Origin of the sequence: Brevundimonas sp. NPDC046655 (genome assembly GCF_044901625.1) — a bacterium.
In the GTDB taxonomy this organism is placed as follows: domain Bacteria; phylum Pseudomonadota; class Alphaproteobacteria; order Caulobacterales; family Caulobacteraceae; genus Brevundimonas.
This window is the reverse complement of the sequence record NZ_JBJDPV010000007.1, coordinates 85,646-102,379: the sequence shown is the minus strand read 5'-3', so window position 1 is coordinate 102,379 and position 16,734 is coordinate 85,646. Positions and strand designations below refer to the sequence as shown.

13 protein-coding genes are annotated in these 16,734 nt (G+C 68.9%); 7 read left to right on the top strand and 6 right to left on the bottom strand.

Annotated features, from left to right (window positions below):
• Positions 1-193: 193 nt before the first annotated feature.
• Complete coding sequence (locus tag ACI2KI_RS16235; RefSeq protein ID WP_404621730.1) at positions 194-1,096, bottom strand: dienelactone hydrolase family protein; 903 nt, start codon at positions 1,094-1,096, stop codon at positions 194-196.
• Between the two features lie 74 nt (positions 1,097-1,170).
• A complete protein-coding gene (locus ACI2KI_RS16230) occupies positions 1,171-1,788 on the bottom strand; it encodes an alpha-ketoglutarate-dependent dioxygenase AlkB family protein (protein ID WP_404621728.1) in 618 nt (205 codons plus the stop codon).
• Between the two features lie 465 nt (positions 1,789-2,253).
• On the opposite strand from ACI2KI_RS16230, the gene dnaK reads away from it, so the two are divergent.
• The 4 genes from dnaK to ACI2KI_RS16210 all read left to right on the top strand — a co-directional run bounded on the left by dnaK (position 2,254) and on the right by ACI2KI_RS16210 (position 7,232).
• The gene (gene dnaK / locus ACI2KI_RS16225; RefSeq protein ID WP_404621726.1) at positions 2,254-4,164 is read left to right on the top strand and encodes a molecular chaperone DnaK; all 1,911 of its coding nucleotides are present in this window, start codon (positions 2,254-2,256) and stop codon (positions 4,162-4,164) included.
• A gap of 185 nt (positions 4,165-4,349) precedes the next feature.
• Positions 4,350-5,555: a molecular chaperone DnaJ gene (dnaJ, locus tag ACI2KI_RS16220; RefSeq protein ID WP_404621724.1), complete on the top strand. Its 1,206-nt coding sequence runs from the start codon at positions 4,350-4,352 to the stop codon at positions 5,553-5,555.
• A complete protein-coding gene (gene dapB, locus ACI2KI_RS16215; protein ID WP_404621722.1) occupies positions 5,552-6,301 on the top strand; it encodes a 4-hydroxy-tetrahydrodipicolinate reductase in 750 nt (249 codons plus the stop codon). Before dnaJ ends, dapB begins: the two co-directional genes overlap by 4 nt.
• 7 nt (positions 6,302-6,308) lie before the next feature.
• Complete coding sequence (locus ACI2KI_RS16210) at positions 6,309-7,232, top strand: DMT family transporter (RefSeq protein ID WP_404621720.1); 924 nt, start codon at positions 6,309-6,311, stop codon at positions 7,230-7,232.
• A gap of 9 nt (positions 7,233-7,241) precedes the next feature.
• On the opposite strand, the gene dut is transcribed toward ACI2KI_RS16210, so the two are convergent.
• Together dut and coaBC are read right to left on the bottom strand one after the other, a co-directional pair.
• The gene (dut, locus tag ACI2KI_RS16205) at positions 7,242-7,691 is read right to left on the bottom strand and encodes a dUTP diphosphatase (protein ID WP_404621718.1); all 450 of its coding nucleotides are present in this window, start codon (positions 7,689-7,691) and stop codon (positions 7,242-7,244) included.
• A gap of 11 nt (positions 7,692-7,702) precedes the next feature.
• Complete coding sequence (gene coaBC / locus ACI2KI_RS16200) at positions 7,703-8,926, bottom strand: bifunctional phosphopantothenoylcysteine decarboxylase/phosphopantothenate--cysteine ligase CoaBC (RefSeq protein ID WP_404621716.1); 1,224 nt, start codon at positions 8,924-8,926, stop codon at positions 7,703-7,705.
• 135 nt (positions 8,927-9,061) lie between these two features.
• Between coaBC and ACI2KI_RS16195 the strand changes: the two genes are divergently transcribed.
• On the top strand, positions 9,062-9,562 hold the full coding sequence (locus ACI2KI_RS16195; protein ID WP_404621714.1) for an S-type pyocin family protein: 501 nt from the start codon (positions 9,062-9,064) through the stop codon (positions 9,560-9,562).
• Here the strand turns inward: ACI2KI_RS16195 and ACI2KI_RS16190 are convergent, their stop codons facing one another.
• Positions 9,563-10,426, bottom strand: coding sequence for a glutamate racemase (locus tag ACI2KI_RS16190; protein WP_404621712.1), 864 nt, complete (start codon positions 10,424-10,426; stop codon positions 9,563-9,565).
• 204 nt (positions 10,427-10,630) lie between these two features.
• Between ACI2KI_RS16190 and ACI2KI_RS16185 the strand changes: the two genes are divergently transcribed.
• Positions 10,631-12,730: a M3 family metallopeptidase gene (locus ACI2KI_RS16185; RefSeq protein ID WP_312064757.1), complete on the top strand. Its 2,100-nt coding sequence runs from the start codon at positions 10,631-10,633 to the stop codon at positions 12,728-12,730.
• A gap of 310 nt (positions 12,731-13,040) precedes the next feature.
• Positions 13,041-14,006, top strand: coding sequence for a magnesium/cobalt transporter CorA (corA, locus tag ACI2KI_RS16180; protein ID WP_404621710.1), 966 nt, complete (start codon positions 13,041-13,043; stop codon positions 14,004-14,006).
• Here the strand turns inward: corA and ppc are convergent, their stop codons facing one another.
• Positions 14,007-16,703, bottom strand: a complete 2,697-nt coding sequence (ppc, locus tag ACI2KI_RS16175; RefSeq protein WP_404621708.1) for a phosphoenolpyruvate carboxylase — start codon at positions 16,701-16,703, stop codon at positions 14,007-14,009.
• Between the last annotated feature and the right edge of the window lie 31 nt (positions 16,704-16,734).

Sequence of the window (16,734 nt, the reverse complement as noted above, 5' to 3'; positions counted from 1 at the left end):
AGAACGGGAAAGGCCCGGAGCAGACGCTCCGGGCCTTTTTCATTTGAGACCGCATTCTCTCGCCGTCACCCCGGACGGCCTGAAGGGACGATCCGGGGCCCAGGCGGCGGCTTCAATGGCATGGGCGGCGAGACGTCTGGCGCCTGGGTTCCGGGTTCGCTTCGCGCCCCGGAATGACGGAAGAAGTGCAGGGCTATTTCAAGCGGGTGCTGAAAAACGTCAGCAGCCGTCGCCACCCATCCTGCGCATCCGCCTCGCGGTAGCTGGCGCGGTAGTCGGCGTGGAAGCCGTGCGGGGCGTCGTCGTAGAGGATGATCTGGCTGTCGCTCTTGCCGGCGGCGGTCAGAGCCGCACGCATGGCCTCGACGCTGGCGACGGGGATGCCGCCGTCCTGTCCGCCGTAGAGGCCCAGCACCGGCGCCTTGAGCTCGGCGGCCAGATCGACGGGCCAGGGGCGGCCCGCCGTCTTCTGCTCTTCGGTGGCGTTGGCGGCGGGAGCGAGGCGGCCATACCAGGCGACCCCGGCGTCGAGCGCCGGGAAGCGGGCGCAGGCCTGCCACACCACCTTGCCGCCCCAGCAGTAGCCGGTGATCCCGACCTTGTCCGACTTGGCCCAGGCCTGCAGGCCGATCCATTCCAGCGCGGCGGCCACGTCGCCCATGACCTGCTCGTATCCGGCGGCCCCGACGATGGTCATGATGGCGGCCATGTCGCTGAGCGGGGCCGGGTCTTCCTTGCGCACGAAGAAGGCCGGTGCGACGGCGGCGTAACCGGCCTTGGCCAGGCGGCGGCAGATGTCGCGGATGTATTCGTGCACGCCGAAGATCTCGGACACGACGATGACCACGGGGAAGGGACCGTCGCCCTCGGGCCGCGCGACATAGGCGGGCAGTTCGAAGCCGTCGGGAGCCGGGAAGGAGACGGTGTGGGCGGTCAGGCCGGCGCTGTCGGTGGTGATCGGGCTGGCCGCCTGGCTGAGGGCGGCGGGGGCGTAGGCGGCGAAGGCCACGCCGCCGAGGGCCGCGACCCCCAGACTGCGGCGGCTGGGGGCGATCTGGTCGGTGCTCAGGCCCTCGGGCCGGGTGATCAGGGTCATCGCGGGTCTCCGGTGCTGCGTCACAAATGAGGCCGGGACTGTGGCCCGGCTTTGATGTCCCCGTCGAGTCCCGATCAGCGCGCCCGTCTCAGCGTCAGATTGATCCGCCCGCCGCCGGGGACCAGCCTGGACGAGCCCGCCAGCAACCGGTCGATCCCGTGCCGGGCCAGGCGGGCCGGGCCGGTCAGGGCGCAGACGTCGCCGGACGCCAGTTTCAGGCTGTGGGTCTTGCCGCCTTCGGCCGCGCCGATGCGGAAGACCGCCGTATCGCCCAGCGACACTGACAGGACGGGCGCCGACAGATCGGCTTCGTCGCGATCTTGATGCAGGCCCATCTTCGCCTCCCCGCGATAGAGGTTGACCAGGCAGGCGTCCGGCGGGGCGGGCCAGTCGGTCAGGGCGTCCCACAGGTCGAGCAGGGCCTGCGGCATCGGCGGCCAGGGGGCGTCGGTGATCGGGTGGGTCGGCTGATAGCGATAGCCCGCCCGGTCCGAAACCCAGGCCAGAGGCCCCATCCCCGTCATCTCGACCGAGAAGGGCCGACCGCCCGGCGTCACCGGTCGATAGAAGGGCGCGCTCTCCGCCGCCGTCAGCACCTGATCCAGCAGCGCCTTCTGCGCCGCGGCGTCCAGCGCGCCCGGCCACAGGCGAAAGCCGGGCAGGCCGGTCGGGGTTTCGCGAGGTGGAGACATATTCCCCGTTTAAGACCCATCCCTCAGTGGGAGAAGCGTCTCGTCCATCCTTGCCGTCATTCCGGGGCGCGAAGCGAACCCGGAACCCAGGCGCCCAACATTCCGCCCAGTCGTCTTCGGATCCAGCGACTGGGCCCCGGATCGTCCCTTCGGGCCGTCCGGGGTGACGGCAGGGTGCAGGCTTCGCTCTTGGGCTCGAGCCCTCAGCCGCCGGGAGCGGGTCTATTGCGGGAAACTCCACCGAATCCATCCCGAACCGCACGAAACCCTTGCAGCCCCTGCGGTCTTTCCCATATCCGGGCCAGTCTGGAAGAAACCCCGAAGTTGCTGGGGCTTTCGACCGCAACCATTCAACCTGCCCGACCGGACGACCGGAACGGCTTTCAGCCCAACTGGGGGCGGTCACGCGCGGCGCTTTTCGAAGGCCGCCGCATCGCCCGCCGCAAGGAGTGAAAAGACAAGCTCATGGCCAAGATCATCGGCATCGACCTCGGCACGACCAACTCGTGCGTCGCCGTCATGGACGGCAAGAACCCCAAGGTCATCGAGAACGCCGAAGGCAACCGCACGACCCCGTCGGTCGTGGCGATCCAGGACAGCGGCGAGGTCCTCGTCGGCCAGCCTGCGCGTCGCCAGGCGGTCACCAACCCGACCAACACCTTCTTCGCCATCAAGCGCCTGATCGGCCGCAATTTCGATGACCCGGTGGTGGCCAAGGACAAGGGCATGGTGCCCTACGAGATCGTCAAGGGCCCGAACGGCGACGCCTGGGTGCGCGCCCACGGCAAGGACTATTCGCCCCAGCAGGTCTCAGCCTTCACCCTCGGCAAGATGAAGGAGGCCGCGGAGGCCTACCTCGGCGAGACCGTGACCCAGGCCGTCATCACCGTTCCGGCCTACTTCAACGACGCCCAGCGTCAGGCGACCAAGGACGCCGGCAAGATCGCCGGCCTGGAAGTCCTGCGCATCATCAACGAGCCGACCGCGGCCGCCCTGGCCTATGGCCTGGAGAAGAACGACGGTCAGAAGATCGCCGTCTATGACCTGGGCGGCGGCACCTTCGACGTCTCGATCCTGGAGATCGGCGACGGCGTCTTCGAGGTGAAGTCGACCAACGGCGACACCTTCCTGGGCGGCGAGGACTTCGACCTGCGTCTGGTCGACTACCTGGCCGACGAGTTCAAGAAGGAGCAAGGCGTCGATCTGCGGACCGACAAGCTGGCCCTGCAGCGCCTGAAGGAAGAGGCCGAGAAGGCCAAGAAGGAGCTGTCCTCGACGTCGCAGTACGAGGTCAACCTGCCCTTCATCACCATGAACGCCTCGGGTCCGCTGCACCTGAACATCAAGCTGTCGCGCGCCAAGCTGGAAGCCCTGGTCGACGACCTGATTCAGCGTACGATCGAGCCCTGCAAGAAGGCCCTGGCCGACGCCGGTCTGAAGGCCGGCGACATCGACGAGGTCGTCCTGGTCGGCGGCATGACCCGCATGCCCAAGGTCGTGGAAGCCGTGAAGGCCTTCTTCGGCAAGGAGCCGCACAAGGGCGTGAACCCTGACGAAGTCGTGGCCCTGGGCGCCGCCGTTCAGGCCGGCGTTCTGCAAGGCGACGTTAAGGACGTGCTGCTGCTGGACGTGACCCCGCTGACCCTGGGCATCGAAACCCTGGGCGGCGTCTTCACCCCGCTGATCGAGCGCAACACCACCATCCCGACCAAGAAGAGCCAGGTCTTCTCGACCGCCGACGACAACCAGTCGGCCGTGACGATCCGGGTCTTCCAGGGCGAGCGCCCGATGGCCGCCGACAACAAGGTCCTGGGTCAGTTCGACCTGATGGGCATCCCGCCGGCGCCGCGCGGCATGCCGCAGATCGAGGTCGCCTTCGACATCGACGCCAACGGCATCGTCCACGTCACCGCCAAGGACAAGGCGACCAACAAGGAACAGTCGATCCGCATTCAGGCCAACGGCGGCCTGTCGGACGCGGACATCGACAAGATGGTCAAGGAAGCCGAGGCCAACGCCGCGGCCGACAAGGCCCGCAAGGATCTGGTCGAGGCCGCCAACGGCGCCGACAGCCTGATCCACTCGACCGAGAAGGCCCTGTCGGAACACGGCGACAAGATCGACGACGCGACCAAGGCGACCATCCAGTCGGCCCTGGACGACCTGAAGTCGGCCAAGGACGGCACGGACCCGGAAGTCATCCGTGAGAAGACCAACACCCTGGCCCAGGCTTCGATGAAGCTGGGCGAGGCCATGTACGCCGCCCAGCAGGGCGCCGGTGAAGACGGTGCCTCGGAAGCTCCGGCTGACGACGGCGTGGTCGACGCCGAGTTCGAGGAAGTCTCGGACGCCGACGACGACAAGAAGAACGCGTAACGAAACGCGGCTTATGACGACCGGCCCCGCTTGCCAGACGGCAGGCGGGGCCGTTTCATAAAACTTGCATCATTCGACCGGGCGCCCATGTCAGCAGACATGGCCGTTGGGTCATCCGCGAACGTACGATCCTCGGCTTAACGGGGACGGCGGGCGCGACGGGAAAGTAAGAGGACGAACGCCTGATGGCGCAGCGTGACTATTACGAAATTCTGGGGGTCGAGCGGACCATCGACGCCGCTGGCCTGAAGTCGGCCTATCGCAAGCTGGCCATGACCCACCACCCCGACCGCAACGGCGGCTCGGAGGAATCCCTCGCCAAGTTCAAGGAGATCTCCGAGGCCTATACGGTGCTGTCGGACGATCAGAAGCGCGCGGCCTATGACCGGTTCGGTCATGCGGGCGTGAACGGCGGCGCCGGCGGCGGCGACCCGTTCGGACGCGGTGGCGGTCAGGGCTTCCACGACATCAACGACATCTTCTCCCAGGTCTTCGGCGACGCCTTTGGCGATGCGTTCGGCGGCCGGGGCGGACGTCAGCAGCAGGGCGGTCCGCGTCGCGGCTCGGACCTGCGCTATGACCTCGAGATCACCCTGGAGCAGGCCTACAAGGGCGCCGAGGTCGAGATTTCGGTCCCCACCACCATGACCTGCGAGGTCTGCGACGGTTCGGGCGCCAAGGCCGGGACCAAGCCGACCATCTGCTCCACCTGCGGCGGCGCCGGGCGCGTGCGTCAGGCCAACGGCTTCTTCCAGGTTGAGCGCACCTGCCCCCGCTGCGGCGGTTCGGGCGAGATGATCGCCGACCCCTGCGGGACGTGCCACGGCCACGGTCAGGTCCGCAAGAACCGCCAGCTCAGCCTCAAGATCCCGGCCGGCGTCGACGACGGCTCGCGCATCCGCCTGTCGGGCGAGGGCGAGGCCGGTCAGCGCGGCGGCCCGCGCGGCGACCTCTATGTCTTCCTGTCGGTGCACGACCACGAACTGTTCGAGCGCGACAACCTGGACCTGCTGGTCACGGTGCCGGTGCCGATGACGGTGGCGGCGCTCGGCGGCGTCGTCGACGCCCCCTGTCTGGTGTCCGAGGCCTGCGACGGCAAGTGCAGGGCCACGGTCGAGGTGCCCGCCGGCGCCCAGACCGGCAAGACCGTCCGCATCAAGGGCAAGGGCATGCCACACCTGAACGGCCGCCAGCGCGGCGATCTGGTGGTCGAGCTGTTCGTCGAGACCCCGACCGATCTGACCCCGCGTCAGAAGGAGCTGCTGACCGAGCTGGCGGCGTCGCTGGGCGAGACCCAGACTCCGCGCAACACCAGCTTCGCCGGCAAGGCCAAGCGCTTCTGGGCCGACATCCTGGGCGGCGACGCCGACAATCCGAAAGAGACCGCGTGAGCGACATCTTCCACGCCGGCATCTCCGGCGCCCGGGGCCGCATGGGCCGCGCCGTTTCACAAGTCCTCGACGCCCGCGAGGACGTAGTGGTCGCGGCCCGTTTCGATCGCGGCGAGACGCCCGACCTGAACCTGTGCGACGTCATCATCGACTTCTCCACGCCCGAAGCCTCGGTCGAACTGGCCAAGGCCTGCGCCGCGCGCGGAGCTCCGGCCCTGGTCATCGGCTCCACCGGCCTGTCGGCGGAACAGGATGCAGAACTTGAGGCGGCGGCCGAGAAGATCGCCATCGTCCGCAGCGGCAACTTCTCGCTGGGTCTCAACATCCTGATCGGTCTGGTCGAACACGCGGCCCAGCGTCTGGACGGCCGCGACTGGGACATCGAGGTGCTGGAGACCCATCACCGTCGCAAGGTGGACGCCCCCTCGGGCACCGCCCTGATGCTGGGCGAGGCCGCCGCCAACGGGCGGGGCCGTGATCTGGAAGACCTGAAGACCGCCCCCTATGCCGGCATCACCGGCCCGCGCGAGCCCGGCAAGATCGGCTTCGCCTCCCTGCGGGCCGGCGGCGTCATCGGCGAGCACACGGTCCTGTTCGGCTCGGACGACGAACTGCTGACCCTGTCGCACTCGGCCATCGACCGCTCCCTGTTCGCCAAGGGGGCCGTGGCCGCCGCCGCCTGGGTGCGCAACCGCCGCCCCGGCCTCTACGACATGCAGGACGTGCTCGGCTTCCGTCAGGCCTGATCGGCGGATGAGCCGGCCGGGCGTCAGACAGGGGAGCCGCTACGGCATCATGCTGCGGGCGGCGGCCGCCCTCAGCTTCTCCCTGATGTACGCCCTGATGAAGTGGGCGGCGACGATGGAGCCCGTCTCGGCGGGCGAGATGGTCTTCTACCGTTCGATCTTCGGCCTGCCGGTGGTGCTGTTCTGGGTGCTGACCAGCGGCGGGGGACTGGCCGCGATCTCGACCCGGCGGCCTATGGTTCACGTCTGGCGCTGCGCCCTGGGGGTGACGGGCATCCTGCTGATCTTCCAGGGCTTGCGGTTGCTGCCGCTGGCCGACGCCACCACCATCGGCTTCACCGCGCCCATCTTCGCCACCCTGCTGTCCATCCTCGTTCTGAAGGAGAAGGTGGGGCGTCATCGCTGGACGGCGGTCATCCTGGGCTTCGTCGGGGTTCTGGTCCTGGTGCGCCCCGGCTCCGAGGGGGCGCCGCCGCTGGGCGGTCTGCTGTTCGCGCTGGGCGGGGCCTTCGTCGCGGCTTCGGTCACCGTCACCCTGCGCCAGCTCGGCAAGACGGAATCGGCGACCGCTATCGTCTTCTGGTTCTTCGTCGCCTGCGCCCTGGTGGGCGGAGGGCTGGCCCTGATGGACGGGCACAGCCACAGCTGGACGGTGCTGGCCGTGCTGGCGGCGGGCGGGCTGGCGGGCGGACTGGCCCAGCTGCTGATGACCACCTCGCTGCAGCACGCCCCGGTCTCGGTCCTGGCCCCGCTGGACTATCTGCAGATGGTCGGGGCCGTGGTTCTGGGCTGGCTGCTGCTGAGCGACGCGCCGACGGGGGCGACCCTGATCGGGGCCGCCCTGATCGCCGGCAGCGGTCTCTACACCGCCTGGCGCGAGCGGGTTCTGCACCGCGAGATCACGCCGCCCTCGCCCAGTTCGACGGTCTGACGTTCCGGCCTATTTCCCCGTAGAGCCGAAGCCGCCGGCGCCGCGCGCGGTCTCGTCCAGGGCCTCGACCTCGGCCATGACGGCCTGGGCGTAGGGGGCAATGACCATCTGGGCGATGCGTTCGCCGCGGTTGATCTCGAAGGCGAGCTGGCCGTGGTTGATCAGGATGACCCCGACCTCGCCGCGATAGTCGCTGTCGATGGTGCCGGGCGAGTTCAGGCAGGTGACGCCGTGCTTCAGGGCCAGGCCCGAACGGGGCCGCACCTGGGCCTCATAGCCGGGCTCCAGGGCGATCTTCAGGCCCGTCGGGATCAGTCTGCGCTCGCCGGGAGCGAGGATCACCGGCTCGAATTCCGGCAGGGCGGCGCGCAGGTCCATGCCCGCCGATCCCGTCGTCTCATAGGCGGGCAGGGCCAGGCCCTCGGCGTGGGGCAGACGTTGGACGCGGACGGTGGTCATGAAGGGATCTTTCAGGCCTTGAAGTGATCGGCGATGCGGGCGGCGAGCTTGCGCGCCACCTCGGTCTTGGACTGGCGCGGCCAGGGCTCGGCGCCGTCCCGGGTGAACAGGGTCACGGCGTTGCCGTCGGAGCCGAAGACCTCGCCCGAGACGTCGTTGCCGACGATCCAGTCGCAACCCTTTCTGGACAGCTTGGCGCGAGCATTGCCCTCCAGGTCGCTGGTCTCGGCGGCGAAGCCGACCACCAGTTTCGGGCGCTTCGGGCCGGGCGCCGAGACGCCGGCCAGGATGTCGGGGTTCTCGATCAGGGCCAGGGAGGGCGGACCGCCCGGCTTCTTCTTGATCTTGCCCGAGGCGACGCCGTCCACGCGCCAGTCGGCGACGGCGGCGCTCATCACGGCGATATCGGCGGGCAGGCGGGCCTCGACGGCGGCCTTCATCTCGGTCGCGGCCTCGACCCAGAGGCGGGTGACGCCGACGGGCGCGTCCAGGGCCACGGGGCCGGAGATCAGGGTCACCTCGGCGCCCAGTTCGGCCAGGGCGGCGGCGACGGCGTAGCCCTGCTTGCCGCTGGACCGGTTGGTCAGGCCGCGCACCGGGTCGATGGGCTCAAAGGTCGGCCCGGCGGTGACGACGGCGGTCTTGCCGGTCAGCGGGCGGCCGTCAGGGCCAGCCAGCAGGCGGGCGATCGCGTCGAGGATGACGGCGGGTTCGGCCATGCGGCCGGGGCCGAACTCGCCGCAGGCCATCTCGCCATCGTCGGGGCCGACCACGGCCGAGCCGTGGAAGCCGTCGAAGCTTTTCAGCCGCTCGACATTGGCCTGAACCGCCGGGTGCAGCCACATGCGCACGTTCATGGCCGGGGCCAGCAGAACCTTCTTGTCGGTGGCCAGAAGCGTGGTCGAGGCCAGGTCGTCGGCCATGCCGTTCGCGGCCTTGGCGATCAGCCCCGCCGTCGCCGGCGCCACCACCACCAGATCGGCCCAGCGCGACAGCTCGATATGGCCCATGGCCGTCTCGTCCTCGGGCATGAACAGGGCCTGGCGCACCGGATGGCCGGTCAGGGCCGCCAGCGACATGGGGGTGACGAACTCGGCCCCGGCGGGGGTCAGCAGGCTCATCACCTCGGCCCCGGCCTTCTTCAACAGCCGCGTCAGCTCCAGCGCCTTGTAGGCGGCGATGCCGCCGCCGACGATCAGCAGAATCTTGCGGCCGGAAAGCGAGGATGCGGTCATGAGGAATCTCTAGCGGCGCCGCATGACGCCGTCGAGACAAAGCCGCGGCTCGACGCGCGGCGACCATGGAACATTGCCAGAACAAATAACATATGCCTAACTGCGTTCGGCGGGCTTTTCAGGGAGGGACGACCCATGCGAATTCAGATGGCGACGGCGGCGCTCGCGGCGCTGGTTCTGGCGGCCTGCGACAGCGGCGGCTCGGCGGTTCAGACGCGCGAACGAGCGGCGGCCGAGCCGGTCGCCCTGATCTCGGCGGCGGCGCCCGAGAGCGAGACGGTCGCGGCCGCGCCCGAGGCCAAACCCCCGGTCACGGCCAACCGGCGCGAAACCGCCGACGCCAAGGTCCAGCGTCTGTATGAGCGTAATGGCGCGGCCTTCGGGGCCAAGTCGGCGGACGACTATCTGCAGAAGGTGCGGACCTTCATCGAGGCGACGCCGCGCGGGACCGAGACGGTCAAGCGACCGAACGGCGACACCCTCTACTACCAGGCCTCGACCAACACCTTCGCCGTGGTGGACCGCAACGGCGTGCCCCGCACCATGTTCAAGCCGGACGACGGTCCGGCCTACTGGGCGCAGCAGAAGGAGCGGGCGCCGACCTTCGGCCAGCGCCGCTCAAATCCGGCGGAGTGATCAGGCGGCGTCGAAGGTCAGGGGCGCGCCCCAGAAGCGGGCGATCAGCTCCGACTGCGGGCCCGGCGTGCCGGTGGTCAGGAAGTCGCGGCGACCGGATGAGCCCAGGTCGTATTCGGGGTGGCGCGCGAAATAGCGCTCCAGGGAGTCGGCCACGGCGCTCGGCTGGCTGATCACCTGCACGCCTGCCGGCAGGGCGTCGGCGAACAGGTCGGCGACGATCTCGTAGTGGGTGCAGCCAAGGATGGCCTTGTCGGGGTGACGGCCGATGCGGCGACGCAGGGCGTCGACGTGGTCGTTGACCACCACCCTCAGCTCCTCGGTCGGCGCGCCCAGTTCGATCAGGCCGGCCAGGCCGGGGCAGGGCTCGGTGAAGACGGCCAGGTCCTCGCGGCGCTTGTCGATCTCGATCTCATAGACGCGGCTCATGGCCGTGGCGGCCGTGCAGAAGACGCCGGTGACGTCGATCGCCTGTTTCTTCTCGCCTTCCAGTCGGCCGTTGCGCTCGGCCTCATAGGACCAGGGCAGGCCAGTCGCCGCCTCGATCGTCGGGACGATGATGCCCAGGACGTTGACCGGGCGGCCCAGCTTCTCACGCATGCCGGGAATCCAGGTCTGCTGCAGGCGGCGCAAGGCGATGGCCGAGGCCGTGTTGCAGGCCAGGATCACGACCGAGGCGCCGGCCTCGAACAGACGCTCGCACCCGGCGCGCGTCAGTTCGACGATGTCCTCGCCGCCGCGCCCGCCATAGGGGGCGTGGGCCTGGTCGCCCAGATAGATGAAGTCCCGCGTCGGAAAGCGGGTCGTGAGTTCGCGGTGGACCGTCAGGCCCCCCACGCCGGAGTCAAAAACGCCTATCGCCATGCAGCGGCCTTTAGACCCGTGGGGTTCCGTCGTCCAATGGTTAGGATTACATCGAGGCATAAGCCTGCCCGGACGAGCGCGTCGGGGCGGGTCGAAAACAGCTATGGTTGGGAGACCTGGATGCACAGACGCCATCTTCTCATCGGGGGCGCGAGCCTCTTCGCCCTTTCGGGCTGCGCCTCCGCCGGCGCTCTGGAGAACGGAATGACCGGATCGGCCGCGGCCCTTTCGACCGCTGATGAAGCCCGCATCGCTCGCGCCGTCCTGCCGACGACCGCCCCGCGCGCCGAGCTGCTGCAGCCCTGGACCGGCCCCTATGAGGGCGTGCCTCCCTGGGACAAGGTGACGGCGCCCAAGATGCGCGAAGCCATTCTGGAAGGCATCGAGCTGCAACGCGCCGACGTCGCCGCCGTCGCCAACAACCCCGACGCCCCGACCTTCGCCAACACCCTGGTGGCCATGGAGCTGGCCGGCGAGCCGCTGGACCGCGCCATGAACGTCTTCAGCGTCATGACGTCGAACATCGGCGGCGACGCCTGGGACGCGCTGGAGACCGAGCTGTCGCCGATCCTGTCGGCCGCCTCGGACGAGATCACCTTCAACGAGAAGCTGTTCCAGCGGATCAAGGCCGTGGCCGACGGCGCCGACGCCGCCGGCCTGAACGCCCAGCAGAAACGTCTGGCCGAGCGCAGCCGCGACGCCTTCGTGCGCAACGGCGCCGCCCTGGACGCCGCCGGCAAGGCCGAGCTGGGCCGTATCAACACCGCCCTGTCGAACGCCTTCACCGGCTTCGGTCAGAAGGTGGTGGCCGATGAGAACACCTGGACCGTCATCACCAGCGAGGCCGGCCTGAAGGGCCTGCCCGACTCGAACAAGGCCGCCGCCGCCGCCGCCGCCCGCGCCCGCAACGTCCAGGGCTGGGCCATCGTCAACACCCGCTCCAGCGTCGATCCCTTCCTGACCTTCGCCGACGACCGCGCCCTGCGCGAGCAGGTGTGGAAGAAGTTCGTCAAGCGTGGCGACAACGGCGACGCCAACGACACCAAGTCGACCATCGCCCAGATCGTGGCCCTGCGTCAGCAGCGCGCCAGGCTGCTCGGCTTCGGCAACCACGCCGAATGGCGCATGCAGGACACCATGGCCAAGACCCCGGCCGCGGCGATGGAGCTGATGCAGCGCGTCTGGGCCCCGGCCAAGGCCCGCGTCGCCGAGGAGGTCGCCGACATGAAGGCGATCGCCGGTTTCGACATCGAGCCCTGGGACTACCTCTACTTCGCCGAGAAGGTCCGCAAGGCCAAGTACGACCTCGATCAGAACGAGCTGAAGCCCTACTTCGAACTGCACGCGGTCCGCGCGGCCTCCTTCTACATGGCCGAGCGCCTGTACGGCTTCGTCTTCAAGCCGCTGGCCAAGGGGACTGTCTCGACCTTCGAGCCCGACGTGACCACCTATGAGGTCACCGACAAGGCCACCGGCAAGCTGATCGGCCTCTACTACGCCGACGACTTCGCCCGTCCGGGCAAGCGTTCGGGCGCCTGGATGACCACCTACCGGTCCTTCTCTCAGCTGACGGGGTCGAAGCCGATCCTGGCCTCGAACAACAACAACTTCGTCAAGGCCGAGGCCGGTCAACCCCTGCTGATCTCGCTGGACGACGCCGAGACCCTGTTCCACGAGTTCGGCCACGCCCTGCACTACTTCTCGTCGGTCGTGACCTATCCGTCGTTCGGCAACACGCCGCGTGACTTCGTGGAATATCCGTCGCAGGTGCACGAGCACTGGGTGCTGAGCCGCCCGATCCTCGACGGCTACATGAAGCACGTCGAGACCAAGCAGCCGATGCCGCAGGCGCTGGTGGACAAGATCGAGGCCTCCTCGACCTTCAACCAGGGCTACGCCACGGTCAGCTACCTGTCCTCGGCCCTGGTCGACATGGATCTGCACACGCAGGCCACGCCCCCGACCGATATCGGCGCCTTCGAGAAAGCCTCGCTGGACCGCCTGGGCATGCCCAAGGAGATCGTGATGCGGCACCGCCTGCCGCAGTTCAACCACCTCTTCACCTCGGACGCCTATTCGGCCGGCTACTATTCCTACCTGTGGTCGGAAGTGATGGACGCCGACACCTGGGCCTACTTCGAAGAGTCGGGCGACGTCTTCAATCCGGACATCGGCGGCCGCTTCAAGTCGATCATCCTAGCCCCGGGCAACACCACGGACCGCGGCGAGGCCTATCGCCAGTTCCGCGGCCGCAACCCGGACGTGGCGGCCCTGCTGAAGGTGCGCGGCTTCCCCACTTCTTAAGGGGGCCTATCGGCCTTCGGGCTACTTGAGGCCCGTTGAGCGCTAAAGTTGAAGAGGGCTCGGGGGAGTAATCCGCTGGGCCCTTTTCTTTGGCCGTCATCATTGCGCCAACCCCGCTGTCACCCCGGACGGCCCGGAGGAGCGATCCGGGGCCCAGGCGCTTGATCGGCCAGGGCGCGACAGGAGTCGGCGCCTGGGTTCCGGGTTCGCTGCGCGCCCCGGAATGACGGCGAGGAAGAGGCTTGTCGGCAGCCCATTCTGTTTCCGGCTGAGGTGGCGTAAGCCTTGGCCGTTCAATGAAGGAGCGCCCATGAGCGTCGTCGCCTCCTATATCTACAAGGACGGCAAGCGGGTTCGCGAGGCGCCGCTGACCGATGAGGGTTTGCGGCTCAAGCCGGGCGAATACCTCTGGATCGGCCTGTACGAGCCGACGAGCGAGGAGTTTGAGGCCCTGGTGCGGCGCTTTCATCTGCACCCGCTCGCGGTCGAGGACGCGCTGGCGGCGCATCAGATGCCCAAGCTCGAGGTCTATGGCGGCGAGCTGTTCATCGTCGCCCGTACCGCCCAGAAGGCCGACGACGCCATCTGGTATGGCGAGACCCACGTCTTCGTCGGGCCCCGCTATGTCATCACCATCCGCCACGGCTCGGCCCGCGCCCACACCCAGCTGCGCGCCCAGCTGGAGGCCTCGCCGCTGCAGCTGAAGCACGGCGCCGACTTCATCCTGCACGGGGTGCTGGACTTCATCGTCGACGCCTATGTCCCTATCATCGACGACATCGAGGACAGCGTGCTGGAGATGGAGCAGCGGGCGCTGGACAGCTTTCTGTCGCGCGCCGACATCAAGCGCCTGTTCCAACTGCGCCGCGAACTGTTGAAGTTCAGCCGGGTCCTCGGCCCGATGGAGGAGGTGGCCAACAAGCTGCAGTCGCTGGACCTGCCCTGCATCGACCGCGAGGTCCGCCCCTATTTCCGCGACGTGGCCGACCATGTGCGGCGCGTCTCCAGTCGGGCGGCGAGCTTGCGCGACATCCTGTCGTCGGTGTTCGAAGTGTCCAACCTGCTGGAGCAGCAGCGCCAGGGCGTCATCACCCGCAAGCTGGCCGCCTGGGCCGCCATCCTGGCCACCCCGACGGCGGTGGCCGGCATCTACGGCATGAATTTCGAACACATGCCGGAGCTGCGCTGGGTCTATGGCTACCCCGTGGTGATGGGGCTGATCGTGGCCATCTGCCTGGGCCTCTACATCACCTTCAAGCGGACCAAGTGGCTGTGATCAACCGCTGTTTCGGAGGCCTGCCGCCACGCCGTTGATGGCCAGGAGGATGCCGTTCCTGACACGCGGATCGTCGTCGCCCGCGCGACGGCGGCGGATCAGTTCGATCTGCACATGGTTCAGCGGCTCGACATAGGGCATGCGCTGACGGATCAGCCGGTCCAGTTCGGGCTGGCCGCCCAGCAGGTCGTCGTGACCGGTGATCGACAGGACGGCGGCCCGGGTAAGCTCCCATTCCTTGAGGATCTCGCCATAGATGCGCTCGGCCAGGGCGGGATCGGGGACCAGTCCGGCGTAGCGCCGGGCGATGGCCATGTCGGCCTTGGCCATGACCATCTCCATGTTCTGGACCACGGTGCGGAAGAAGGGCCAGGCGGCGGCCATGTCGCGCAGCTCGTCCGGGTCCTCGCCCTGAACCGCCGAGCCGAAGCCGAACCAACCGGGCAGCATGACCCGCGACTGTGACCAGCTGAACACCCAGGGAATGGCGCGCAGGTCCTCGATGGCGGTCGAGGTCGAACGGCTGGCCGGGCGCGAGCCGATCTTCAGGTCGGCGATCTCGGCGATGGGGGTGGCGGCGCGGAAATAGTCGACGAAGCCCGGCGTCTCATAGACCAGGGCGCGATAAGCCTTCATCGACGCCGCCGACAGGCGGGCCGCCGTGGCGCCGTGCTCGGCGCTGTAGCCGCCGTCGGTCTGCGGGCCCAGCGAGGCCAGCAGGGTGCCGCAGGTCAGGGCGTCGAGGTTGCGCTGCGCCACCTCCGGCTCGCCGTACTTGTTGGCGATGACCTCGCCCTGCTCGGTGACGCGGATGCGGCCAGCCACCGTGCCCGCCGGTTGGCCCAGCACGGCCGAGAAGCTGGAGCCGCCGCCGCGCCCGACCGCGCCGCCGCGACCGTGGAACAGCTGCAGACGGACCCCCGCCGCGCGGGTCACGTCCAGCAGGGCGCGCGAGGCCTCGTGCAGTTCCCAGCCCGAGGTCAGGTAGGAGCCGTCCTTGTTCGAATCCGAATAGCCGATCATGACCTCCTGCACCCCGCGCGCGGTCGCCACGGCGCGTGCCGACGGCTCGGCCAGAACCCGTTCCAGCGTCGGTTGCGAGGCGCGCAGGTCCTCGATGGTCTCGAACAGGGGGGCGGCCTGGATGGGGCAGGCGGCGGGATCGGCCGGATCGTAGAGGCCGACCTCCTTCAGCAGCAGATAGACCTCCAGCATGTCCGAGGCGGCGTCGGTCTTGGAGACGATATGGGTGCGGATGGCCTGGGGGCCGAAGGCGGACAGGGCCCGGGCCGCCGCCTGCAGGATGGCGCGTTCCTTCAGGGTTTCGGCCGCATAGCCGGCGTAGGGCGAAAACAGCGGGCGCGGATTGGCCAGTTCGCGCGCCAACAGGGTCAGACGGGCCTCTTCGTCCAGAGCGGCGTAGTCGGGACAGACGCCCGCGACCTTCAGCAGATCGGCGACGATCCGTTCGTGCACGTCGGAGTTCTGGCGCAGGTCGAGCGTCGCCATGTGGAAGCCGAAGACGTCGGCCGCCGTGATCAGGCGCGCGAGCCGGTCGTCGGCGAAGACGGCGCCGTGGGTGCGGATCAGGCTGTCGTGCAGCACAGCCAGATCGGTGCGGAAGGCGTCGGGCCCCTCATAGGCCGGGGCCTCGAACTGGGCGGGCAGGGGGGCGGGGCCGCCGGTCAGGGCCGCATGGGTCGCCGACAGCCGGGCGTAGATCTGGCTCAGCGCTCGACGATAGGGCTCGTCCGCCCGCTGGATGGAGGCGTCGCCGGACGTCTGGGCCAGTGTCGCCAGTTCGGGCGTCACGGCGGTCAGGTCGGCCGAGAGGCTGAGCTCCTCGCCGAGCGCATTCGTCTCCTCCAGATAGAAGCGCAGCACGGCGCGCGACTGGGTGCGGAAGGCGGCGGCCAGAACCGCGCCGTCGACATTGGGATTGCCGTCGCGGTCGCCGCCGACCCAGGTGCCGATGCGCAGGAAGGGCGGCAGGTCGGGCGCGTCCAGCAGGGTGCGCCACTCGGCCAACTGGGCCGGGGCGACGTGCAGGAAGATGCGCTGCAGCCAGTCGGTGACGGTGTTGATCTCGTCCTGCACCACCAGGCCCGAGGCGCGGGTCAGTCGCGTGGCCCAAAGGATGACGATCTGACGGCGCAAGGCCGCCTTCAGCGCCGTGGGCGAACAGGCGATCCCGTCGCGGTCGCAGCCGTCCAGCAGAGCGCCGACCGCGGCGATACGGTCGATGACGCTCTTGCGGCGCACCTCGGACGGGTGGGCGGTCAGGACGGGAGAGATCAGGGCGGTGGCCAGCAGATCACGCACCGCCGCCCGGTCCACGCCGGCCGCATCCAGTCGCTTCAGCGCGCCCTCGGGCGTATCGGCGCGTTCGCCGGCCGCAGCCTGTTCGCGGGCGCGGCGCTTGCCCGCCCGGTCCTCGGCGACATTGGCCAGCAGAGAGAAGGCGGCGAAACCGTGGGTCAGGCCGATCGCCTGATCCAGCGACAGGTCCTTCAGCAGGCCTTCCAGTTCGGCGGCGTCGTGCGAGGCCGGGTCGCGGTGATAGGCCACCGAGGCCTGACGCACCGCCTCGATCCGGTCGTAGAGTTCCTGTCCGCCCTCATCGCGGATCACCTCGCCGAGCAGGGCGCCCAGAAGGCGAACCTCGTCGCGCAGTCGGTCGTCGGCGGCCTGGATCATTATGCTGTCCTTCAGCGGGGAGGCTGGGAGC